Source organism: Streptomyces sp. NPDC002640, assembly GCF_053592575.1.
This window is the reverse complement of record NZ_JBSFVZ010000027.1, coordinates 1-22,124: the sequence shown is the minus strand read 5'-3', so window position 1 is coordinate 22,124 and position 22,124 is coordinate 1. Positions and strand designations below refer to the sequence as shown.

The window sequence follows — 22,124 nt, the reverse complement described above, 5'->3', positions numbered from 1 at the left end:
GACGCCCGTCAGGAGGCGGCCTCGAAGGCCGCCGTCACGCGGGGGACCCAGTCCGCGAACGCGGGCGCCCAGCAGGTGTAGCTGTGCGTGCCCTCGCAGGCGGGGGCCAGGGAGGCGCCGTTCCCGTAGTCGACGAGGCGGTTCTCGATGCCGAGCCGGTCGAGACGGGACTTGACGGTGTGCGAGGCCCTGGCGGTGTAGCTCTCGACGAGGTCGTTGTCACCGGTGTAGAGGGTGACTCCGGTGTCGGCGAGGCGGGCCAGGTTGGTGGGGGAGGCGGGGTCGTACGCCTTCCAGACCCGGTCGTCGAAGATCGGGTACGGCGAGCCGAAGATCGCGTCGCTGTCGACGTACGGGCCGTAGTCCGCGCAGCTGCCGGCGGGGGCGGAGCTGACGGCGCACCAGACGCCCGGCAGGTTCAGCTCCGTGGCCAGGACGGCGGCGCGGACCTCCGCCATGCCGAAATCGAGACCGCCGGACAGGGCGGCCACGTGACCGAACAGGTCGGGCCGCGCCTCGGCGTAGTGCAGTGCGCCGCTGCCGCCCATGGACAGCCCGGACACGGCGCGGTGGGCGCGGTCCGGCAGGGTGCGCAGGTTGGCGTCGATGAACGGGACGACCTGCTCGAGGTGGAAGGTCTCCCAGTTGGCGGCGCCCAGCGCGGTGTTCTGCATGACCCAGTCGGCGTACCAGCCCTTGCGTCCGCCGTCGGGTACCACGGTGATCATGTCGTCGGAGCGCAGGGCGGGCACCGCCGCCGCGTCGTCGACGGTGCCGGGGCCGCCGTGCAGGAAGTAGGTGACGGGCCAGCGCCGGTCGGGGTCCGCGGCGTATCCGGAGGGCAGGAACACCCGAATCCGATGGGGACCGGCGACCTCGGCGGTGGTGACGGTGAGGGTGAAGTCCGTGTCGCTGTGGGCGACGGACCCGCCGGCGACCTGGGTGAGTCCGAATCCGTCCCGGAAAACGGGGACCTGCGACGCGGTGGCGTGGGCCGGCTGCGCCGACAGGCCACCCAGCACGGCGACCACCGCCGCGGCGGCGGATACGGACCGGCGGATGGGGTGCCGGACACGGGACGTGGGAGGAGTCATCATGAATCGCGTTCCTTCTCCTGGCGGTCGTGGGTCGTGGGTTGTGGGTTGTGGGTTGTGGGTCGTGGGTCGTGGGTTGTGCATCGGCATTGCTGTGTCGGCGGCTCTTTCCACCGCTCCCCGTCACCGCTGGCAGGCGGCGGGGAGAATCAGGAGAAGCGCGAGAGCGATCAGAATCAGCCAGCATCCTGAAATGCCCTCAGGGTCCTTGTCGTCGATTTCGATCCGTCCTCCTGGCGCGATGCGCGGGTGCTCGGCCACGTAATGGTCGAGGTGTTTCTGCTCGGCCTCGGACTGACGCAGCCACAAGGTCCGGTGGCGGCATTCACCGCACCAGTAGCGATAGGCCATGTCGATTCCTGCCTTTCCTGCCTTCTGTCCCCCTGCGGCACGGGCGCTTCAGGTGGCTCCCAGCGTGGTGCCCGACCGGGAACGAGGCCATGACATGGGCCTGGACATATATGTCAAGGTCGTCCCGGTAGACTGCGGCGCCAGGATCACCGGGCCACGGGGACGTGGAAGCGCAGGTGGGAGGGGCGTCGAAATGACGGACGAGCTCGGTCCCTTGCTGAGAGAGCTCCGGGCGAAGGCGGGCCTGAGCCAGCTGAAGCTGGAGGAACGCTCGGGAATCAGCGCGACCCACATCAGCCGGATCGAGACCGGGAAGGCACGCAACGTCCGCAGGGACACCGTGAACCAGCTCCTCGACGCCATGGAACTGGACGCCGACGACCGCCGCAGAATGGCGGCCGTACTCACCGCACTTCAGGACGAGGCCCCAGCCGAACCGGCCACGGAAACACCTTCACCACCGGGAATGCGGCGCGAATTCCCCCGGCCGGTGGTGAACAGCCGGCTGTCCGAAGCCGCCGCAGAACTGGCCACGGAAACGCGTCGCCGTTTACAGCGGGAGGAAGAACAGCGCCTGGTCCTCGACCCGTATCCGCTCCCGGTGCGCTGGCGTCCCGTGTCCGGGTCCACCGCGATCACCGACCTGGACGCGAACATCCGGCGCCTTCCCCCCGGCGCCGACGCCGAGCCGCTGGACCTGAGCGGCGATCAGCACGGCATCGGCGACCTGTACCGGAGTATCGGCTCGGGGCGGCTGGTCGTCCTCGGCCAGGCGGGCTCGGGCAAGTCGGTGATCGCCGTCCGGCTCGTCCTCGACCTCCTCCAGGACGGCGCCCGCTCCGGAACCGACCCCGTACCGCTGATCTTCGACATCGGTTCCTGGGACCCCACCGTCCACACCCTGCGCGGCTGGCTCACCGACCGCCTGCTGCGTGACCACCCGTACCTGCACCGCCGTTCCTCCCCCGGCGGGACACTGGCCGCCGCACTGGTCGACGACGGGCACGTGCTTCCGGTCCTGGACGGCTTCGACGAGATGGCCGAGGGCCTGCGGCGCACGGCGCTCGGGGAACTCAACCGGACGTCGCTGCCGCTCGTCCTGACCAGCCGCCCGGACGAGTACGCGACGGCCGTACGGCCCGCGCCCGGCAAGGCGGCGACGCCTCTGAAGTGGGCCGCCGCGGTGGAACTGGCCGACATCACGCCGGCCGACCTCCTCGACTACATGCCACGCGCCACCCGCTCCGCCTCGTCCGGCGAGGGTTCGTGGTGCCGCCTCCTGGCAGGGCGTACCGACCCGGAACTGCGGCTGCGTCAGGTCCTCAGCACCCCGCTGATGGTGTTCCTGGCCCGCACGGTGTACGGCGAGGGAGAGACCGGGGACCCGAGGGAACTGACTAACGTGTCACGCTTCCCGACCGAGGACTCCCTGCGGCGCCACCTGCTCGCCGCCTTCGTACCGACGGTCTACCGCCCCCGCGCGTCGGAGGGGCACGCCCGCGGCGACCGGCTCCGGCAATGGACGCCCGAGCGCGCCCGGCACTGGTTCGGCCACCTCGCCCGCCACCTGGCCCGCACCGGCCGGCAGCGGCAGGACATCGCCTGGTGGCAGATCGGCCAGTCGCTGCGTACCTCGACCCGTGCGCTGGCGGTGGCGGCCGTGTCCGCGCTGTGCGTCGCCCTGACGGTCTGGCTGACCAACGCGCTCATCTCCGTGTTCGTCGAGGAGGTCACCTTCGTGCCGGCGATGACCCAAGGGGCCGCCCTGGGACTCGGCGCCGGGATCACCTGCGGCGCCCTGTACGCGGGAATGACCACCTTGGGCGGCAGCGCCTTCGCCCCCTCGCGCACGCGACTGCGCCTGCGCCCACCCGGCGGACTCGGCACCGGGCGCTCCCTCGCCCGCACGTTCGCCGCCCGTTTCGGCGCCATGCTGCTGGCCGGGCTCGCCCTCGGCGTCGGCGTCTCCAGCACCACGACACTGCAGCGGGTCCTCTACCTCGACTGGGCGCTCACATCGTCCAAGGTGCTCCAGGTCCTGGCGACCGACGCGTTGCTGCTCGGGCTGATCTTCGGCCTCGCCTTCGGCACGGTCTTCGGACTGACCGCCATGCTGGAAGCCCCCCTGGACGTGTCCTCCGCGGCCACACCCGACAGCCTCCTGGACGCCAACCGCAGGGCGGTACGGAGCCAGTTGACCGTCATCGCTCCCGCCCTCGCCCTGGCCATCGCCTTCGGCGGGCAGCTGATCACCTCTGTGCTGGACCCGCTCCTCGGCCCTCTGGTGTGGCTGCCGCAGGACGCGGTCGTCATCGGCACGGTGGGCGGCATCGGCGGCGGCCTGTCGTACGCCCTGTGCTTCACCGCATGGGGACAGTGGCTGATCTTCGTCCGCGTCCTGCTGCCCCTCAGGGGCCGGCTGCCCTGGAACACCGACGCGTTCCTGAAGGACGCGTACCACCGAGGCGTCCTGCGGCGGACCGGCGCGGTCTACCAGTTCCGTCACATCCACCTCCAGCATCACCTCGCCCACGCCCCGCTCCACCGGCAGGCCGGGCTCGAGAAGACACCGACGCCATGACGATGACGCCGGTCATGAGTGACGACTGCGTGACTCATGGCGTCGACATCCGGTCACTTCGCACTACTCGTTGTCACGGGCATATCGGTCCTTTCTTCGCTGAAATCACTCTCTCCCCCGATTCCCCGGGAGTTTCACAGAGTCTTGGATTCGCCCGTGAGTTTGAGCAATTCGCGGGCACGGACCGGTGGCATGTGCGGAACCCGTGACAGCTTCTGGGGCGTCCGGCGGTCGCTGGGACCGACCGGAGTCTCTGTGGGGGATGTTCATGCATTCGCGTGCCACGGGTACGCCGTTCCGGCGTGCCCGCAAGAACATGAGACGTGGTGTCGTCGCCGCGCTGACGGTGCTCACGGTGGGGGTGGCGGGGCTGCCGGCCGTCGCCGCCCCGCCCGTCGCGAACGAAGCGGCGGCGGAGTCGGTGTGGGGGAAGAAGACGGACCGGCCGGAGATGCCGCCGGTGAAGGTAGGCCCGAACAAGCCGGTGGACTCGCAGGCCGAGGCGAAGCCCACCAAGAGTGAGGCGGCCTGGGAGGCGGTGCAGAAGGAACGGGCCCACGCCGGAAAGAAGGCGGACGGCTCGAGGGCCGCTTCGCCCTCCACCGGCATCACGCCTCTCAGCTACGTGCCGGACGGCCAGGGCGACGTCCCCTGGCACCAGATCTCCGACTTCAGGATCACCGACTCGCTGGTCGCGCGCATCAACCTGTCCAACGGCAACCTGATGCTCGCCGCGACCGACTTCGAGATCGCGGGCGTCGGGCAGAAGCTGCGCCTGGCCCGCACGTACAACTCCTTCGACGCCCCCTGGGGCAAGGTCTCTGATCCGTGGTGGCAGGAGTACGAGCGCTACCTCGACCTCTTCTACACGTCCGAGGCGATCTTCTACGACGCCACCGGCGCCACCGTCAGGTACACCAAGAACCCGGACGGCACCTTCACCACGCCGAAGGGCTACTCCAAGGACCTGAGGAAGAACAGCGACGGCACCTACACGCTGACCCACCGCAAGTCGGGGTCGAAGGACACCTACGACGCGAACGGCACCCTGACCAAGGTCACCGACCGCAACAAGGGCGCCGTCACCGTCGATCAGCACGACGAGGGTGAGGAACACAAGGGCTTCAAGGTCACGGAGACCCGCTCGGGCCGGTGGGTCGACCTGGTCAAGACCTACCCGAGCCAGTGGCAGGCCAAGGACCACACCGGCCGTACCGCCGTGTTCGACCTGGACGCCGAAGGCAACCTGACGCGGACGGCGGACACCGAGGGCAAGACGACCGAGTTCCGGTACGACTCCTCCCGCCGGCTCACGAAGATCATCACACCGGAGGGCCGGGTCACGGTCTTCACCTACGACGACCGCAACCGCGTCACCTCCATGCTGCGGGCAACCGAGTTCGACGCCTCCGGGCACACCGGCCCGACCTACACCTACGACTACTCGGGCGAATGGGCGTCCGACGCGGGCACCACGACGGTCACCGACCCCGAGAACCACGACACACGCTACGAGCACGACGGCGACGGCCGGGTCACCAAGGTGACCGACGCCCTCGGCCACGAACGCTCCAAGAAGTACGACGCCAACAACAACGTCAGCGAGGCCGCCGACGCGATGGGCACCGGGGGCGTCGGCAGCAACGTCACCAAGTACGGCTGGGACGCCCGCAACAACCCCACCTCCGCGGAGCTCCCCACCGGGGCGACGGCGTCCGCCGCGGGCTACCAGACGATCTCGGGGGCCGATCTTCCCGGCACACTGACCACCCCGGACGGCGACAAGACCCAGTACGGCTACGACACCGCGGGCAACACCAAGTCCGTCGCCGTGACCGGAACCGGCGGAGGCACGCGGACCTTCGACTACAACTCGGCCACTCCCACCTGCGGCGGCTTCGAGGGCCAGCGCTGCAAGGCCACCACGAAGATGACTTCCACGAAGTCGGTGTCCACCGCCTTCACCTACGACGCCAAGGGCGACCTGCGCAAGGTCACCCCGCCCGCACCCCTCGGCGTCACCACCTACACCTACGACGACCTCGGCCGGATCCGCACCGCCCTCGACGGGCGCGGGGTGACCGTCACGTACGACTACGACGAGCGCGACCGCGTGGTCAAGGTGGACTCCTCCAACTACCTCACCGTCACCTACCACTACGACGGCGACGGCAACCTCGTGCAGCGCTCCGACAGGACCGGTGTGGTCGGCTACGACTTCGACCCGCTGAACCGGGAGACGATCCGCACCCTGCAGGACGGGTCCCGGACCATCCTCACGTACACCCCGGCCGGCAACGTCGACACCTACGAGGACCCCGCCGGTCTCACCGACTACACCTGGGACGCCGTCAACAACCTCGTCGAACTGAAGACGCCGGCCGGCAAGATCACCACGTACGAGTACGACAACAACGACGTCCGCAAGAAGACCGTCTACCCCGGCGGCACCGTCCAGGAGGTCACGCTGGACGAGTCGTCGCGGCCGGAGCGCATCAAGGCGACCTCACCGAAGGGCACGCTGGTCGACCTCACCTACTCCTACGCCTACTCCGGCGCCACCGCGGGCGGCGACGGCAGCAAGATCCGCACCAGCACCAACGCCGTCACCGGCATGAGGACCAGCTACACCTACGACGGCGCCGGCCGCTTCTCCTACGCCAAGGAGGAGAAGGGCACCACCCTCAACTCCTCCTGGCAGTACTGCTACGACCTCGCCGGCAACCTCACCTCCCAGGGCGTCGACCCCGGCTGCCCCCGCGGCACCACCTACACGGTCAACGACGCACAGCAGATCACCGCGAAGAACGGCGACACCACCAACTGGTCCTACGACAGGCTCGGCAACGAGACCGCCGGCGCCTCCACCCCGGAGGGCACCCGCACCGCCGAGAAGTGGTCGGACTACTCCCAGCTCACCTCGCTCACCGTCGGCGGCACGGCCTACGCCGGCCAGTACGGCTCGACCGACCAGAGCGAGCGGATCCGCCTCGGCGACACCTTCTTCCACAACGGCCCCCTGGGCCTGTCCGCGAAGACCACCGGCGGCGTCGACATGGGCTTCAACCGGGAACCCGGGGGCACCCTCAACTCCATGACGACCGGGGGCAAGAGCTACTACTACCTCACCGACGCCATCGGCTCCGTCGTCGCGCTCACGGACGACACCGGCACCAAGGTCGACTCCTACAGCTACAGCCCCCGAGGTGTCACGCGGGCCACCACCGAACAGGTCCCCCAGCCCTACCGGTTCGCCGGCGGCTACCAGGACCCCACCGGCCTCTACCACTACGAGGCCCGCTACTACGACCCCAACATCGGCCGCTTCACCAGCCCCGACCCCTCCGGCCAGGAGAAGAACCCCTACCTCTACGCCGAGGGCGACCCCGTCAACCGCATCGACCCGAGCGGTCTGTTGTCCGTCGGAACGGCGCTCAACCAGGCGGTCGACGGGCTGGGCACCATCACCGACGCCGCCGCGATCGGCGAGTTCGGAGCACAGATGGCGGACGGCCAGTACCAGGAGGCCTTCGGAACGGCGCTGAGTTTCGCCGTCGACAAGGGCGTGACCGCCGGGTGCCTCTACCTGACCGCGGGAGCCGGTTCCGGCGGTTGCGCCCTGGCGGGGATGGCAGCGGGCGAGGTGACCGGGTACGCGTACGACGAAGCCACGAAGTAGTCAGCAGGCGCAGCCGAGCAGCACTGAAGGAGCGGAGTGACTCCGATGGGACAGACCGGCGACTGGACGGTACTGGCATACAAGGGCCTGGGCGGAGCCCCGATGTGGGTCGTGATCGGCCTCCTCGTCCTGGGACTGGCATGGGCCGCTGTAGCGGCGTCGAAGAGGCGCAAGTAACCGGGTTCGACACAAGCCTGTAGCGAAGGCTTCGGTGCGGTGGAGCCGCACCGAACATCCCTTCCCGAGAGAAGAGTGGCACAGGATCCGGGCAAGCAGCAGTGCGGCAGGTGCCCTCCTGTCGCACTGCTGCTTGTGTTCACGTGCGGGTCCTGTGCTGATCTGACGGTGCAACTCGGCCTTTGAGGAGCCTCGTCGCCCCCACGTCGTCGTGCTCCGACCTGCTGGGTGAGCTGACCGGCGGAACACGGGCTGCGAGGGATTGAGCCAGAGTGCCGGCGCTCAGCTCTGGCCGTCGACGAGGGCGGCCGGGACGCACGAGACCCCGATGACCGGGAAGCGGGGGCCGGGCCCGTGGACGAGGTCGAACAGCGGTGACCTTCTGGCCGGCGTCACGACGTGCGGCGGCAGGTGGCCAGGATCGACAAGTCGGCGGTACGTCGAGCCGCCGAAGCGCAGCCCGATGTCGCTGCCCGCTCATCCAGGAGATCGGATCTGCCCAGCAGATCGACAGGGCTGCGGCGATCAGGCTCCCGAAGCCGGAGTAGCTCAAGTAGCTCACGACACCGCTTGAGCCTGCCCACAGGGGCGAACATGCCGGAGCAACACTCGGGCTGCCGCGTCGGACGCCGACAGGGCGCCTACGTTCTCGCAGTGCGATCTGCACCCCGCCGCATCGCTGCGCGGCCCCCTTGTCCGATGCCGCCCTGCGGACCCGCTCGCATACTCCGAGGCCTGTTCTGGCCCGACTGTCGAGGTCGGCACGTTCGATGCCGGCTGGGGCGGGATCACTCGTCCGTGTGGAACCCGCCGCACGTCCGGGCCCTCACCCTCAGGCCGTGCGTCGGACCGCGCGCAGCACGACGTCGCTGACGTGGTGGGTGCTGGCCGCGCCTGGGGGGCGTCGGCGCGTCTCGTGCGTTTCGACGTGCCAGGTACCGGGGTCCGCGGCGAGCGCGGCGGCGATCTCGCCGACGCCGACGAACGCCTCCGGGTCGTACATCCGAGTCCCGGTCGCCCCGTCCACCGGATCGCCCAGGGCGGTGAGGTCGTGGTGCACGACCAGGAGCGTGCCGCCGGGGGCGACAGCGGCGAGCAGGCTGCTCAGGCCGCGCTGGTCGGGTGTGCGCTTGAACGAGCCGTACTGCAGGGAGACGAGGTCGAAGGTCCTGGTGCCGAAGGGGGCGGGATCGTTGACGTCGCCGCGGACGAGGGTGACGGCGAGCCCGCGGCGTTCGGCCTCGGTGCGGATCCGGGCGAGCGCGTTGCCGGAGATGTCGGTGGCGGTCACCTTCCAGCCGCGCTCGGCGAGCCAGAGGGCGTCGGCTCCCTCACCGGCACCGACGTCGAGCGCGCTGCCCGGGGCCAGGGAGGTGGCCTCGCGGACGAGGGTGCCGTTGGGGTTGCCGCTCCACGCCCGGTCGGGACCCCCGTACCGGTGATCCCAGTCGGACTCCTCGCCCGAATACCGGCCGGCGGCGCGCAGATCCTCCTCGGCGAGGCTGAACGCGATCATGGCGCCGACCTGGCTGCCCTGGGCGGCCGACGGCAGCACCTGCAGGCTCGGGTCGGTGACGTTGCCGGCCGCGTAGATCCCCGGCACGGCGGTCTCACCGCGCGCGTCGACGGCGAGGACGTCGCCGGCGCCGGTCGGGTGCGGGGTGGTGGTGAGTCCGCACCCGGCCAGCACGTCGGCGCGTGCCCGGAAGCGCGCGCCGACCACGACGGCGTCGGCCTCCAGGACGCGGCCGTCGCCGAGTTCGACCCCGGAGACCTCGCCGTCCGGCCCGGTGAGGACGCGGCGGACCTCGTTGCGCTCCACGGTGACGCCGGAGGTGGCAAGGGCTTCGAGGGTGCCCTCGTCGAGCCCGGCCGGGTCGTGCAGCACGACGGTCAGCCGGTCGGTCAGGTGCCGGAAGAGCGGGGTCGGGTGGAGACCCAGGGGATGCGTGACGATCTGCACCAGGCGTTGGTCGCGCACCTCGAAGCCGTGACAGAACGGGCAGTGGACCACGCCGCGTCCCCACCCTTCGACGATGCCCTCGATCGCCGGGAGGTCGTCGGACAGGCCGGTCGCGGCGAGGACGCGACGGGCCACCAGCGTGTGTCCACCGGTGAGGTCGAGTCGGAACCGGCCGTCGTCGCGACGACGCACCCCTACGACCCGGCCGGAGAGCACCTCCCCGCCGTGGGCGCGCACCTCCGCACGCCCGGTCTCCATCAGCTCGCCGGGCGGGGCGCCCTCGTGCCCCAGGTAGCCGTGCATGTGTGCGGCGGGAGCGTTGCGCGGGGTGCCGTCGTCGACCACGACGACGCCGCGCCGCTGGCGGGAGAGTTGCAGGGCGGCGGCGAGACCGGCAGCCGAGCCGCCGATCACGGCGATGTCGCAGTGCCGCTCGATGGTGGGGTGCGGAGTGTGGCCGGCCTGCCCGGTGGGCACGGACGGGGTCGTCTGTTCCTGACCGTGGGTGGGGTGCTCGTTCATGCGATCGACGGTACGCGGCGCGGCGTTTTCTGCAAACAGACTTGCACAATCTGCAAGACGCTTCCATGATGGTCGTATGAACGGAGTCGCCGACGTCGAAGCTCTGGCCCGGTCCCGCCTGCGGAGCATGCGCACCACCCTGGGGTACTCCCTGGACGAACTGGCCGAGCGCACGAACCTCAGCGCGTCGACCATCAGCCGCGTCGAGACGGGCAAGCGCACGCTGAGCCTCGACGTGCTGGTGCTGCTGGCCAACGCGCTGCAGATGAGTCTGGACGTGCTGTTCGAGGCCCCTACGGACGACGACGTGGTCATCCGTCCGGTCGCGCACAGCAGCGGCACACGGACGACCTGGCCGCTGAGCCGTCCAGACGGGCGCACGGTCGCGGTGAAGATGCGCCTCGAGCCGTCCGACGCCGCGCCGTGCCAGCGGATACACCCGGGCCACGACTGGTTCCTCGTGCTGGAGGGACGCGTGCGTCTGTGGCTGGGCGAGCGGCAGATCGACGTCGGCACGGGCGAGGCGGCGGAGTTCGCGACGATGGTCCCGCACGCGATCACGGCCCTGGACGCTCCCGCCGAGCTGCTCATGGTCTTCGACCGGGACGGACAGCGCGCGCACGTGCACCAGTGAGCTCGCAGGCGCGGGGAGCGCCTGGTACGCCAGTGCTCCAGTCGGATTTCGTGTCCTGAGCTGCTGTTTGTCGTTGTCCGTGTGGGCTCGAACCGGCTCCGCAGTGCGGTGCTCTCATCAGGTGGGCCGACACAAGCGCCCCAGTACCTGACCGAGGTTTGGTCTTATCCGAGCGGAAGCTCCAGCGAACCGTGAAACTGCCGCGGGCGATGCGTTCCTCATCCTGCCGGAGCCGCCACGGCCGAGCGGGAGCGCGCCGGGGCACGGTGAGGCCCGACGCTCCGGGCGTACCAGGAAGTGAACCGCTCTGGGCCTGTTGGAGGGTCGATTCCGTGAGAGAGGATCGAGCTCATGGCCTGTCCTTCCCCTTACCCTGCCGAGCTTCGTGAGTGTGGGGTGCGTATGGTCGCGGAGATCCGCCCCGACTACCCGACCGAGTGGGCCGTGATGAAGGCGGTCGCCGTGAAGCTGGGCATCGGGGCCGCCGAGACGGTGCGGACCTGGGTCCGCAAGGCCCAGGTCGACGCCGGCCGTCGCCCCGGTGCGACCTCGGTGGTAGCCGCGGAGATCAAGCGGCTGCAGGCCGAGAACGCCGAGCTGCGGGGGGCCAACGAGATCCTCAGGGCGGCCTCGGCTTTCTTCGCGGCCGAGCCGGACCGGCCGTCGAAGCGCTCGTAGCGTTCATCGACGAGCACCGGCAGGTGTTCGGGGTGGAGCCGGTCTGCAGAGTCCTCACCAGCCACGGATTCGAGATCGCGACGAGCACCTACTACGCCGCCGGGAAGCGGGCGCCCAGTGCACGGTCGGTGCGGGACGCGGAGCCGAAGACGCAGATCAGCCGGGTCCACGCCGGCAATTTCAGCGTTTACGGGGTGCGGAAGGTCTGGAGACAGCCGCGCCGTGAAGGCATACCGGTGGCCCGCTGCACCGTCGCCCGGCTGATGCGCGACCTCGGCCTCCAGGGCGTCCGACGCGGCCGTGGCGTCCACACCACCGTCCGCGACGACGGCCATGACAGGGCCGATGACCTGCTGCAACGGGATCTCACCGACTGGCGTCCGAACGAGCGGTGGGTCGCCGACTTCACCTAGGTGGCCTCCTGGTCCGGAATCGTCTACGTCGCTTTCGTCGTCGACGTGTTCTCCCGGGCGATCGTCGGCTGGTCCGCGGCCACCAGCAAGCGGGCCAAGCTTGTCCTGGACGCTCTCGACATGGCGTTATGGCGCCGCGACCGAGCCGGGAACCCGGCCGGACCTGGGCTGATACGTCATTCCGGTGCGGGCAGCCAGTACACGTCGTTCGCCTTCACCGCCCACCTCGTCGAAGCCGGCATCGTCGCCTCGATCGGCACCGTCGGCGACGCCCTGGACAATGCCCTGATGGAGTCCCAGCTCGGCCTTCACAAGACCGAGCTGATCAAGCCTGCAAGCCCTGGCACGGCCTGCCCGACGTCGACCTCGCGACTGCCGAACGGGTCGACTGGTTCACCGACCAGCGTCTCCACACCGCGATCGGGAGCATCCCGCCCCACGAGCACGAACCAGCTACCACGCTCGACACCAGCCCCAACCGGCGGCTGGAGCCGACGCATAGAGCCTCCACCGATCCCGGAGCGGTTCAGTCCGTGGACAGCTTGCAGGCCTGCGACCGGAGCGGTTCATGGACCTCCACAGCAAGATTCGTTGCCCATACGGGTGCGGATGCCCGTCCCGCACGAAAGAGTGAAGACCAGCCAGAACAGCGGACCGGCCTGTATGGATCCAATCTCGTGCAGGCACTTGGAGCGGAGACGTGACCATGAGTCTTGCGTGAAGGCGGGTTCGGTGCGAGGGGCAACGGCACAACGGCCGGCGGTAGCGGCTGTTCTGCCTCAGGGTCGCTTCATCACATTTCAGCGCGAAAGGGGTGTGCGTAAACGAGCCAGTGTGCGCTGGTCCATACGAGCCATGGCGCGTCGCGCAGTGGAGTGCCAATAATCGAACGTCAGCACGTTTCAGGTCCGCGGGGGTCAAGGCCCGGCAGCACGACGGGTCGACAGGAGATCGACGGGTCGGTCCGGGAAACCGGGTCACCTTCACCGGCACCGTCACCAGCGGCCTGTTCACCGGCGACACCGTCCTGCACACCATCACCGGCCCGGCCACCGACGTCCCCTTGTGCACCCTCGGTCTGGGCACCGTCTCCAGCATCTACTCCATCGTCACTCTGGAGATCACCTCCGTGTGACCGCCGGCGCCCGGCCGACGCGTCCTCGGGCAGGGCTTCCCCGACGGCATCCCCACCGTGCCTGCGGCAGCCCTGCGCCGCAGCACCGGGCGCATCCGCTCCGCCGTGCTGCTGTCCGCGGTGCCGCCGCTGATGCTGCAGACCCCGGACAACCCCGAGGGCGTCCCGCAGTCCGTCTTCGACGACATCAAGGCGGGCATCCTGAAGGAGCGCTCGCAGTTCTGGAAGGACACGGCGGTCGGCTTCTTCTCGGCCAACCGGGAGGGCAACGCGGTGACCCAGGGGAACAAGGATGCCTTCTGGTACATGGCCATGGCGCAGACCATCGAGGGCGGCGTGGACTGCGTCGACGCGTTCGCCTCCACGGACTTCCACGCGGACCTCGAGAAGTTCGACGTCCCGACCCTCGTCGTCCACGACGACGACCAGGTCGTCCCCATCGACGCCACGGGGCGCAAGTCCGCCGCGATCATCCCGGACGCCGAGCTCAAGGTGTACGGCAAGGGCTCCCACGGCATCGCCATGGTGCCGGGTGACAAGGAGTAGTGCAACCAGGACCTCTTGGAGTTCCCCAAGAAGTGTCCCCGCAGCGGACAGCGTGACGGGGCGGCGCCCAAGTCCGCCGCCCCGTCACGCTGTCCGGCCCGAGAAGGCCTGCCGTCGGGTCGGCAACCGTATCCAGCCTTTGCGCCGCCCGCCCGGCCGGACCGGTCATGTCCGGTGCCGTATCACCGTGCGAGCCCGCCAGCACGATCCGCGACCTCCAGGCCAGGGCCTGTGGCACCCTGTTGATCGCTGCGCCGACATAGCCGTCTTGACGGCGACGTATGCAGGCCGAACGGGGCAGAAGACACCGTAGTCCGCCAACGGTCTGACAACGACCGTAACGACCTGCAGGTGGTGCTAACGCGCCTGCGCATTGGCTGGCACTCAGCCTCTTTCGCGCTCTGCCGCCCCAGCCACCTCCGCCATCACATCGTGTGTTGTCATACGCGCGCCTGTGCCGCAGTGTGAGGGGAGCACTCCCGGAATGGGTGATGAGTCCGGCAACGCCGAGGTGTTCCGCTTCGCTTCAGCCCGCCTCGCCTTTCAGTCGCGTTGGCGGCCCGTGCCGCCGGAACGGCAGCCGCAGTAGTCAAGTGCGCAACACATCCGTCGGAGCGGCCTTCCGCAAGCCGTTCCCGGCCCGAGGAGGTTCCTTGACTCTCTTCTCGTCCTTCAGGCCCGGTCGCCGTTGTCTGGCCGCGCTCTCCACTCTTCTTCTCGCCTTTGCAGCGGTCCTCGCCGGAGCACAGTCCGCGGCGGCGGTCACCCTGGTGACGTGTTCCGGCACGCAGACCATCCAGTACAGTCCCGGGCTCACCAACACCCCCGCCACCGTGACAGCTTCAGGGACCAACCAGCTGGGCCCGTGCGTCGCGCCCAACACGTCCATCACGTCCGGAACGATCACGTTCTCCTCGACCGGTACGTACTCCTGCCAGGAACTCCTCGGCTCCTCCTCGGTGACCAACGTGATTCACTGGTCGGACGGTTCCACCAGCACTCTGCAGGTCGTCCGGACCGCGACCAAGGTCAACGGACAGCTCATCAACACCTTCACCGGTTCGGTCACCGCAGGTACCTTCCAGGGGGCGACGGTCGTGTGGACCATCACCAACGTCTCGCTCGCGCTTCTGGCCTGCGAGACTCCTCAGGGACTCACGTCGCTGACCGGGGTTGACGTCTTCAGCCTCGTCTCGGTCTGATGCCCGCCGGCACGAGCGGCCCCCGGCATCCGCCGCTGTCACGACCAGGTGCTGGTGCAGTGTCGTATGGTCCCCGGCCCTGGACGTCGCGCCGTTACCCGCCTGACGGCTCGGTCAGCGCCTGAGGGTGTGGCTGTGCCGGAGCGGCCGGTCGAAGTTGAGCAGCCCTGAGTTGGCTGGTGCCCTGCACCGCTTGTGACCGGTCGAACTGCCTGGCCGTCCGCGCTTGTCCGGACGCCGGTGTGCATCACGAGCAGGACCGCACGCAGGGTGCGCGCGGGACAGGCACCCTCGGCCGGCTCGCGAGCCACTTCCCGTGCTGTCGGCGTAGGCTGAGGATCGGCGGCAGTACGCCTTGGGCGCCGAAAGCCGGACGTGCCTGCCGAGGACGGGTTCCGTCGTCGGCAGGCACGTGGTCGCGCTGTGGGGCCTCAGAGCAGAATCTGCAGCTCGGCCAGGCCGGTGCTGATGTTGAGGCCGTCCTGGGTCGCGCACCGGGTCGTCGGTTCTCCAGGGATGAGCTGTACGGTTTTCACCGCCGTACGGCCTGCGTACGGGCCGTCCTGCACCTCTCCGGTGAGGACGACGACGTTGACGCCGCCCACCCGCCCGGCGACCGCGATGTCGTAGAAGATCGTGGCGGCTCCGTCACCGCCGAACCGTACGACTTCCCTCACCTGCGGCAGGCTCAGCGTCAGGCACGAGGCGACGGCCGTCCCATTCGTCGAGCTGGTCGCGGCCTCCCAACCCGCCGGAACGCCCGCGCACAGGTAGCCGGCGTCTGCGTGAATGCCGGTCTGCCGGGGCACGAGCGTCAGACCTGGCGTGAAGGCGGTGGTCTCCTGCCCCGCACACGTCACGAAGAGTGCCGGCTCCGCGGCGGGAGCGGCAAACGTCCAGGAGTGGGCGGAGGCGGAGGGTGCGTTGGCGACCGCAAGAGCAGCGATGAGTGCCGCTCCTGCAGGCAACTGTCGGTAACGCATACGGTACTGGTTCTCCTGTCTCGAGGGAGAGGACTGTGCACAGGCGGGCGCTCGATGCGTCTCGGGCGTGCCGAGAGGCCTTGTCACCGGTCGCGGCCAGGACGATTGGCACACTGGCACGAGACCTGCTCAGAAGGGTTGGGTCAGCGTGAGGACGAGCAGCCCCTGACTCGACGTGACGCCGGCCGGGGTGGCACATTGCAGGAGGTCCAGCGCGGGGTAGGTCCCGGTCTGGTTGACGATGTACCCGTCGAACTGTCCCGATGTGACCGTGCCGATCGTGGTGGCGACGGTCTGTCCCACGGGGCGTGTGACCACGAAGGTCGATGTGATCTCCGAGTCCGGCCCCTCGTTCCAGTCCAGCCTCGTGATGCCGGTCGTCACGGGCGACGTGGTGGGGAGGCAGCCGGCTTCCACCGTGTAGTCGAAGCTGAGCTGAGCCGAGTTGACCGCGCCGCCGCCGACGCAGGTGTAGGTGGCACTCGCGGTGATGTGCGTCGGCTTGTCGATGAGGGTCAGACCCGGGCTGTAGTACTGGGTCGCACCGGCGGTGCAGTTGATGACCAGTGGGTCCGCCGCTTCGGCCGCGCCGGCGGAGGATGCCGGCACGGTGAGGGCGACCAGGGAGAGTGCCAACGGGGCCAGGAGGCGGTGGAATTTTGTCATCACGTGCCTTCCTGGACGGGCCCTCGGAAGGGCAGGAGCCTGTTCGCAGTCGTTGCTTCGTCGCTCGGGCCGGATCACAGCGCGACCGTGAGACTCAGCGCACCGCTGTCGTTCTGCAGACCGTCGGCCGTGAGGCAGTCCAGCAGGTTCAACGCGGGGAGCACCTTGGTCTGTGTGACGGTCGCACCTTCGAAAAGGCCGCTGGTCACTTCACCGACGCGGACCAGAACCGTCTGGCCGCTGGGCTTCAGGTTGATGGTCAGCCGTCCCTCAACCCTGCTTGTCTGCCCGGTGTTCCAGCGGTAGATGCTGACGTCGGAGAAGTCCGCGCCGGTACAACTGGCCTCACCCTGGCCCACCGCGGTGAACTCCGCACCAACGATCTCCGGGTGGCTGAGCGACACGCAGGGCGCCAGGCTCCCCTCAGCGGTGAACGTCGTCTGGCGCGGCGTGTAGGTCAGGCCAGGCTGATACGTGCTGATCTGCGTGCCCAGCGGGCACGTCACGTCCACCAACGAGGACGCGCCTGCGGCGGACGCGGGCGCTGCGCCCATGACGCCGACGACGGTGGTGAGGACCAAGGATGAAAGGACAACCGGACTACGGCGCATGACGACTCCTTGTGCGTGGGACGCGCAGGGGTGGTGCTGCCTGGGCCACCACCTTGCTCCGGGCATCCGTGCCACGCCATAGCACCAATGGGCCGGTGTGCACTCTGACCCGCGGACTCACTCGCCGCGCGCGTCCTTCACACGCCGTGTGAAGAGGGAACCGGGCCACTCTGAGGTCTTTCGCCGTGTCCGGACGGACGCCGATCGAGCTCGATTACGGGAGCTGATCCGAGGTCAGGTCCGGGGTCGGGTTCGCCGTCGACCGCGCCGATCGTTGTGCACCGGCCTTCCCCCACGGGCGGCCGGAGAGTCACCGTGCACCGCCACGGCCGGGATGAGGTTCTCGGCGTCGCCTGCGGCGAAGACGACGTGGCCGTGTTCCTCGATGCCGCCGGCGTCACCGAACCCGAAGCCCTCTGGGATGACCCGCAGTGGGTGGAGTGGCGCAGTGGCCCTGCTCATGAGTTCAGCGCAGCCTGACGTCCGGGAGGCCGGTGTCCGGGGCCTTGGCCGGGCAGACTCTCCCTGCCCGGCCGGCCGCCGGTGGCTGCTGCCAGAGGCACGACAGTGCGTGCCACAGGCCTCTGAGCCAGCCAGTCGGGCGGGTCGGTGAGGACCTTGTCCACCAACCGGTCGGTGATGGACCGGGCGGCGCCCTGGGCGGCCCCCGTGCCATGGCTGAGGGCAGGCCGGTAGCGGCAGCGGGCTGCTGAGGGACTGGGGCCGTGTCAGACGGCTGGACGGGGTGAACGCGCGCGGGATCGTTGTCCCGGGTCATGATGTCGTCTTCCTGGGCAGAGAGGTCAGGGTTGGTGGACACCCATGTAGGGGTCGTCCGCGGGGTGTACGCCGCGCGGTCGGCGGTCCTGCTGCGGCTCTGTGCCTGAGAGCGTCTCTGTGGGGCCTCGGCCCGCCCCAGGGTGGGCGTGTTGTCCGGAGTAGCGGAGAACGGCGTGGGTGTTCCCCCGGCGCCTGTTGGGTCGCCATCGTTACTGCCTCCGGCGTGAGTTCGACATGACGGGCGGGACAGTGACAGGACTCGGGTGCTTGCGTCTCGTCGTGCCGGGCACGGCCCCCTCCACCTCGTAGGGCGGCAAGCCCGGCCCCGGACAGCAGCGGCCGGGAAGAGAGTTCCCGGGGCATGGCGAAGGCCCGGACGCCTGGCCCGGGTCTTGCCCTGTCGAACCTCTATCCGCCAGTAAGGGAGTCAGCGACCTTGTGTCTGCTCGTGCTGTCCTCGGACGCGGTTGGCGGCCCAGTCCGGATCGCGCACGGGCATGGGCGCCTGCGCCTCGAGGGCCGGGGCGCGCAGGATGCGCCGGCTGGCGCTCGGCGCGGTGACGGCGTGGACCGGGACGACGACGGCCTGACGGCCGGCACCGCTCCGGACCCACGTTCCGGTGAAGTGGACCTGATCGGCCGCCTAGTCGCCTGCCCGTTGTCGTGGGCGCAGTCGCCCGAGCAGGCAGCCGGCCGGGAGCGCTGCGGCCGTGGTGATGGCCACGGCCGTCATGTCCATCGCATGCTGATGGTGGATAGCAGTTCCGTGCGTTGTGGTGTCAGTGTTGCTGCTCGGGAGCGTTGGTTGTTGATCCAGGCGCCGAGCTTGAGCTCCCGTTCCTCTTCCTGGCCGTCGTTGCCGTGGACGGTAAGGCGCTCGGTGTGTTTGCGTGGTACGCGCAGGTGTCCTTCGCGTTTGTAGTACTGCTGGGCGGCTTGGTAGTTCAGCATCCATTTGTCGGCTTGTGTGCGGCGTGGGGGTGGTTTCTCGTCTTCGGTGGCGGGTGTGATGCCGAGGGCGTGTTCGCATAGCCATTGCTGTACGGTGGTGATTTTGTCCCAGCCGAGCCGCTGCGCCCGTACCCATCGTCCGAGGTCTTCGCCTTGGTGGACGGCCTCGCCGGGCACCGTGGGCAGTGGGTGGCCGGCCTTGAGGTGCTGGCGGACGAGGTGGAAGCACCGCTGCCATTCGACGGGCCAGGCGGGGCACCATGACGGGTCGATGTCGTCGAGCTGTTCGCGTCGTGTGTCGGTGAGTGCCCCGGCCGCGGGCGCGGGCTGTCCCTCGGCACGCCGCTGCTCGATGTCGGCTGCCTTGCGGGCGGCGGCGCGCTGGTTCTTGAGCCAGATGCCTACCTTGTAGCCCTGGAAGGTGGCGTCGAGCGGGGCCAGGAGGTGGCCGTTCGTCTCGGCCCATCCGCGTGCCGCGGCGAGGCCTTCCTCCCAGGCGACGTCGTAGTGCGACCACACCATGCCCAGCTTCTCCAGCTGGGCGATGCGGTCTTCGTCCATGTCACCGCGGGCGTGGAAGCGCCGGTTGTCGGCGATCCACTGGCCCAACGGGAAGTTCGCGAGCGAGGCCGGCCACCCCTCACCCTCGCTTTCGCCCTCCACCGCCTGGTTGTCGTGGTTGGGTACGCGGTAGGTGTAGGGCACTTTGAGGTCGCTGTGGAGCCGGTGGTAGAGGGCGGCGGCTTCGATGCCGCGTCGCCAGTGCGTGTGTTCGGGGTTGAGGACGCGCAGGTTGATGAATGCGGCCAGCTGCGCCGGGTCGCGCGGCGTGCTGAACTTCAGCAGCTGCCGGGCCGGTGCCGACGGGCCCCCGGACCCGTTCGCCTCGCCCCGGCTGTCCTGGTCTCCGCTGCGGGTCTGGACGCCTCTGACACGGCTCTGGGTCTGTTGTTCGGCGAGTTGTTCCACTACTCGGGTGTCGTGTGCCCTGAGGGCTTCCAGGAGTTTCGCGAGGCCGTTGTAGGCCCGGCTGGTGAGCATGTTGTCGGGGGTTTCGCCGGGTCCGAGGAGGACGGGCACGACGAGGGAGGCGGTCTTGCCCTCGCCTGGTTGCATGCGCAGGGCGCGGCCGACGGCTTGGACGAGGTCGGGCATGGAGCCGCGGACGTCGGCCCAGTAGACGGAGTCGCAGTTTTTGGTGTCGATGCCTTCCGCGAGGACTTTCACCGAGCCGAGGAAGCCTTTTTCCACGACGGTGCCGTCGGTGGTGGTCCCGGACGCGAATTGGCCGAGTACGCGGTGCCGGTGGTCGGGTTTGTGGTCGCCGCACAGCCATTCGGCCCAGATCGTCTTGGGGTAGAGCTCGGGTTCGGTGGTGTGCAGCTGTGTGGCGACGTCGGGGAGGCCGGCCGCGAACGCCTCGGCCTCCTTCACCACATGGTGGAAGACGAGCGTCCTGCGGAAGCCTTCCTCCGAGGACGCTTTGAGCAGCGCGGTCTGGAGCGCGGCGAGCCGGGCCCCACGAACTTCGTCGGAGCGACCCTCAACGCCCAGGAGCTGTGCGGCCTGGAGCTGGGTGTCGGTGATGTCGACGCACACCACCTGGTACGGCGCGCAGATTCCCCGGTCGATTGCCTCGGACAAGGTCAGTGTGAAGCAGCGGGCCCCGAACGGCCCGTCCGGATCGTCGTCCATCGATGCGACCAGCTCGCCCGGCGCATTCCGCTGTTCCTGGTCGGTGTCGTCGTCCGGTTGCCACAGGCGTGGGGTGGCGGTCATGTAGAGGCGGCGCAGGGACGGGATGCGGGTGTTGTCGTGGACGACCGCCCACGGTTTCCCGATCCGCCCGGACGTCCGGTGTGCCTCGTCGACCACGATCAGGTCCCAGCCCGGTAGGCCAGCCTGGTGCGCGCGCTCCAGTGTGCCGAGCCCCAGGGAGGCGTACGTGGCGAACACCGTGACCTTCTCGAACGGCCGCACCCAGCCGACCAGCTCCTCCACGCTCGTGGTGTTGGGGAAGGACACGTCCTTTTCCCGCAGGGAGGAGATCCCGATCATCGGTCCGCCGCGGCCGCCCTGACGCCATGCGGTCGCGGTCTGGGTGAGCAGGTCCAGCGAGGGGAGGAGGACGAGCACGCGCCCCGCACGAAGCTCCTCCGCGCTGCGCACGGCGACGAGGGTTTTGCCTGATCCTGTCGCCATGATCACCTGGGTGCGCAGTCCCCGCCCCGGCGCGGTGGATTGTGCAGGGAGTTCGAGTGCCCGGAGTACGGCGTCGACCGCTTCCCGCTGGTGAGGGCGAAGCTGCTTCGTCGTCATTCCGTCTCCTTCTCCCGCAGGCCGTACGAAGAGGTGTCTCGACACACCGCGGCAACACCTGCCGCTGCGAGCCACCTTGGCTGAGGGGCCGAGTTTCGGGGCACGGGGACCGGTCTCCGAAATCAGGACGCCGGATCAGGCTGAAACCGCCCTGTGACCCTGAAAAAGAGGTGGCCCCCATACGTCCAAAGTCTATCGCGACAGCAAAAAGAAGCATGCTCGGCACGTGAATCAGCACCGACCCGACGGGTACCCCGGCCTCTCATTGTCCGACCGCAGTGGAGGTCCATGATGCACCAGACCGAGAACGAGACGGGCAACCGGTTCTGCAAGGCGTGCGGGACACCGGCCGAGGACGGGAAACTGTGCCGGCACTGCGGCACCGTCCTGGACTTCCCCGACGATGCGGGCCTGGTCGAAGACGAAGGCGGTGGAGTACGACGCGACTTCGAGGAGCGGGGCAGGGGCCCCAGGACCAGGGTTGACGGGCAGCGAATTCCACGCACACCCAGACCACCCCGCTATCGGCAGCCTTTGCAGTCCCGGTGACAGGCGCCACGGTCCTGAAGGCGCAGCCGGAAGGACCGCGGGGCGGGGGAGCGCAGCGGACCCGCCCTTGCCGGCCTGGAGCGCAGCGGAAGGCCGGCCGCGGGACGCAGTCCCGCCACTCCGGGAGCGCAGCGGACGGAGTATCAATCCCCCCGCGAAGCGGGGGGATTGAGTTGGCCGCGCAGCGGCCAACCAGCGCTCCTCGCGGAGCGAGGAGCGCAACACCCCTGCGAAGCAGGGGTGTTCGCTTGCACATCGCGAAGCGATGTGGGACCCGCGGAGCGGGTCCC

General features: G+C 69.2%; 14 protein-coding genes and 2 pseudogenes. 9 read left to right on the top strand and 7 right to left on the bottom strand.

The features are described 5' to 3' along the window. Nucleotides 1-8 precede the first annotated feature (8 nt). Together ACWD3O_RS28595 and ACWD3O_RS28590 are read right to left on the bottom strand one after the other, a co-directional pair. Nucleotides 9-1,097, bottom strand: a complete 1,089-nt coding sequence (locus ACWD3O_RS28595) for an alpha/beta hydrolase (protein WP_451417908.1) — start codon at nt 1,095-1,097, stop codon at nt 9-11. 120 nt (nt 1,098-1,217) lie between these two features. Next, complete coding sequence (locus ACWD3O_RS28590; RefSeq protein WP_451412967.1) at nt 1,218-1,445, bottom strand: hypothetical protein; 228 nt, start codon at nt 1,443-1,445, stop codon at nt 1,218-1,220. 193 nt (nt 1,446-1,638) lie between these two features. Here ACWD3O_RS28590 and ACWD3O_RS28585 point away from each other — a divergent pair, with 193 nt between their 5' ends. From ACWD3O_RS28585 to ACWD3O_RS28575, 3 genes are all read left to right on the top strand, one after another. Next, on the top strand, nt 1,639-4,026 hold the full coding sequence (locus tag ACWD3O_RS28585) for a helix-turn-helix domain-containing protein (RefSeq protein ID WP_451417907.1): 2,388 nt from the start codon (nt 1,639-1,641) through the stop codon (nt 4,024-4,026). 316 nt (nt 4,027-4,342) lie between these two features. Continuing rightward, nucleotides 4,343-7,705: an RHS repeat-associated core domain-containing protein gene (locus ACWD3O_RS28580; RefSeq protein ID WP_451417906.1), complete on the top strand. Its 3,363-nt coding sequence runs from the start codon at nt 4,343-4,345 to the stop codon at nt 7,703-7,705. Nucleotides 7,706-7,741: 36 nt separating this feature from the next. Then, nucleotides 7,742-7,882, top strand: a complete 141-nt coding sequence (locus ACWD3O_RS28575) for a hypothetical protein (RefSeq protein WP_451417905.1) — start codon at nt 7,742-7,744, stop codon at nt 7,880-7,882. Between the two features lie 832 nt (nt 7,883-8,714). Here the strand turns inward: ACWD3O_RS28575 and ACWD3O_RS28570 are convergent. Continuing rightward, on the bottom strand, nt 8,715-10,367 hold the full coding sequence (locus ACWD3O_RS28570) for an FAD-dependent oxidoreductase (protein ID WP_451417904.1): 1,653 nt from the start codon (nt 10,365-10,367) through the stop codon (nt 8,715-8,717). A gap of 76 nt (nt 10,368-10,443) precedes the next feature. Here ACWD3O_RS28570 and ACWD3O_RS28565 point away from each other — a divergent pair, with 76 nt between their 5' ends. The 5 genes and pseudogenes from ACWD3O_RS28565 (at nt 10,444) to ACWD3O_RS28545 (ending at nt 14,975) form a co-directional block, all read left to right on the top strand. Continuing rightward, nucleotides 10,444-11,001: an XRE family transcriptional regulator gene (locus ACWD3O_RS28565; RefSeq protein WP_451412971.1), complete on the top strand. Its 558-nt coding sequence runs from the start codon at nt 10,444-10,446 to the stop codon at nt 10,999-11,001. A gap of 351 nt (nt 11,002-11,352) precedes the next feature. Continuing rightward, nucleotides 11,353-12,594: pseudogene (locus tag ACWD3O_RS28560) on the top strand (IS3 family transposase). A 330-nt stretch (nt 12,595-12,924) separates the two neighbouring features. After that, on the top strand, nt 12,925-13,227 hold the full coding sequence (locus ACWD3O_RS28555) for a hypothetical protein (RefSeq protein WP_451412972.1): 303 nt from the start codon (nt 12,925-12,927) through the stop codon (nt 13,225-13,227). A gap of 75 nt (nt 13,228-13,302) precedes the next feature. Continuing rightward, nucleotides 13,303-13,773: pseudogene (locus ACWD3O_RS28550) on the top strand (alpha/beta fold hydrolase); the annotation flags it as partial. 653 nt (nt 13,774-14,426) lie between these two features. Then, a complete protein-coding gene (locus ACWD3O_RS28545; protein WP_451412973.1) occupies nt 14,427-14,975 on the top strand; it encodes a hypothetical protein in 549 nt (182 codons plus the stop codon). Between the two features lie 431 nt (nt 14,976-15,406). On the opposite strand, the gene ACWD3O_RS28540 is transcribed toward ACWD3O_RS28545, so the two are convergent. The 3 genes from ACWD3O_RS28540 to ACWD3O_RS28530 all read right to left on the bottom strand — a co-directional run bounded on the left by ACWD3O_RS28540 (nt 15,407) and on the right by ACWD3O_RS28530 (nt 17,205). Beyond that, a complete protein-coding gene (locus ACWD3O_RS28540) occupies nt 15,407-15,652 on the bottom strand; it encodes a hypothetical protein (RefSeq protein WP_451417903.1) in 246 nt (81 codons plus the stop codon). A gap of 435 nt (nt 15,653-16,087) precedes the next feature. Next, complete coding sequence (locus tag ACWD3O_RS28535; protein WP_451417902.1) at nt 16,088-16,624, bottom strand: hypothetical protein; 537 nt, start codon at nt 16,622-16,624, stop codon at nt 16,088-16,090. Between the two features lie 74 nt (nt 16,625-16,698). Then, a complete protein-coding gene (locus tag ACWD3O_RS28530) occupies nt 16,699-17,205 on the bottom strand; it encodes a hypothetical protein (RefSeq protein ID WP_451417901.1) in 507 nt (168 codons plus the stop codon). 243 nt (nt 17,206-17,448) lie between these two features. Here ACWD3O_RS28530 and ACWD3O_RS28525 point away from each other — a divergent pair, with 243 nt between their 5' ends. Beyond that, nucleotides 17,449-17,715, top strand: a complete 267-nt coding sequence (locus ACWD3O_RS28525) for a hypothetical protein (RefSeq protein WP_451417947.1) — start codon at nt 17,449-17,451, stop codon at nt 17,713-17,715. A gap of 1,029 nt (nt 17,716-18,744) precedes the next feature. Here ACWD3O_RS28525 and ACWD3O_RS28520 read toward each other — a convergent pair. Then, nucleotides 18,745-21,285 (bottom strand): Helicase associated domain protein, encoded by a 2,541-nt coding sequence (locus ACWD3O_RS28520; RefSeq protein ID WP_451417900.1) that lies wholly within the window; start codon nt 21,283-21,285, stop codon nt 18,745-18,747. Nucleotides 21,286-22,124 lie beyond the last annotated feature (839 nt).

Excerpts from the sequence above, each read along its gene's own strand:
- ACWD3O_RS28595 (WP_451417908.1), bottom strand. The coding sequence starts at position 1,097 with ATGATGACTCCTCCCACGTCCCGTGTCCGGCACCCCATCCGCCGGTCC.
- ACWD3O_RS28590 (WP_451412967.1), bottom strand. The coding sequence starts at position 1,445 with ATGGCCTATCGCTACTGGTGCGGTGAATGCCGCCACCGGACCTTGTGG.
- ACWD3O_RS28585 (WP_451417907.1), top strand. The coding sequence starts at position 1,639 with ATGACGGACGAGCTCGGTCCCTTGCTGAGAGAGCTCCGGGCGAAGGCG.
- ACWD3O_RS28580 (WP_451417906.1), top strand. The coding sequence starts at position 4,343 with ATGAGACGTGGTGTCGTCGCCGCGCTGACGGTGCTCACGGTGGGGGTG.
- ACWD3O_RS28570 (WP_451417904.1), bottom strand. The coding sequence starts at position 10,367 with ATGAACGAGCACCCCACCCACGGTCAGGAACAGACGACCCCGTCCGTG.
- ACWD3O_RS28565 (WP_451412971.1), top strand. The coding sequence starts at position 10,444 with ATGAACGGAGTCGCCGACGTCGAAGCTCTGGCCCGGTCCCGCCTGCGG.
- ACWD3O_RS28535 (WP_451417902.1), bottom strand. The coding sequence starts at position 16,624 with ATGACAAAATTCCACCGCCTCCTGGCCCCGTTGGCACTCTCCCTGGTC.
- ACWD3O_RS28520 (WP_451417900.1), bottom strand. The coding sequence starts at position 21,285 with ATGACGACGAAGCAGCTTCGCCCTCACCAGCGGGAAGCGGTCGACGCC.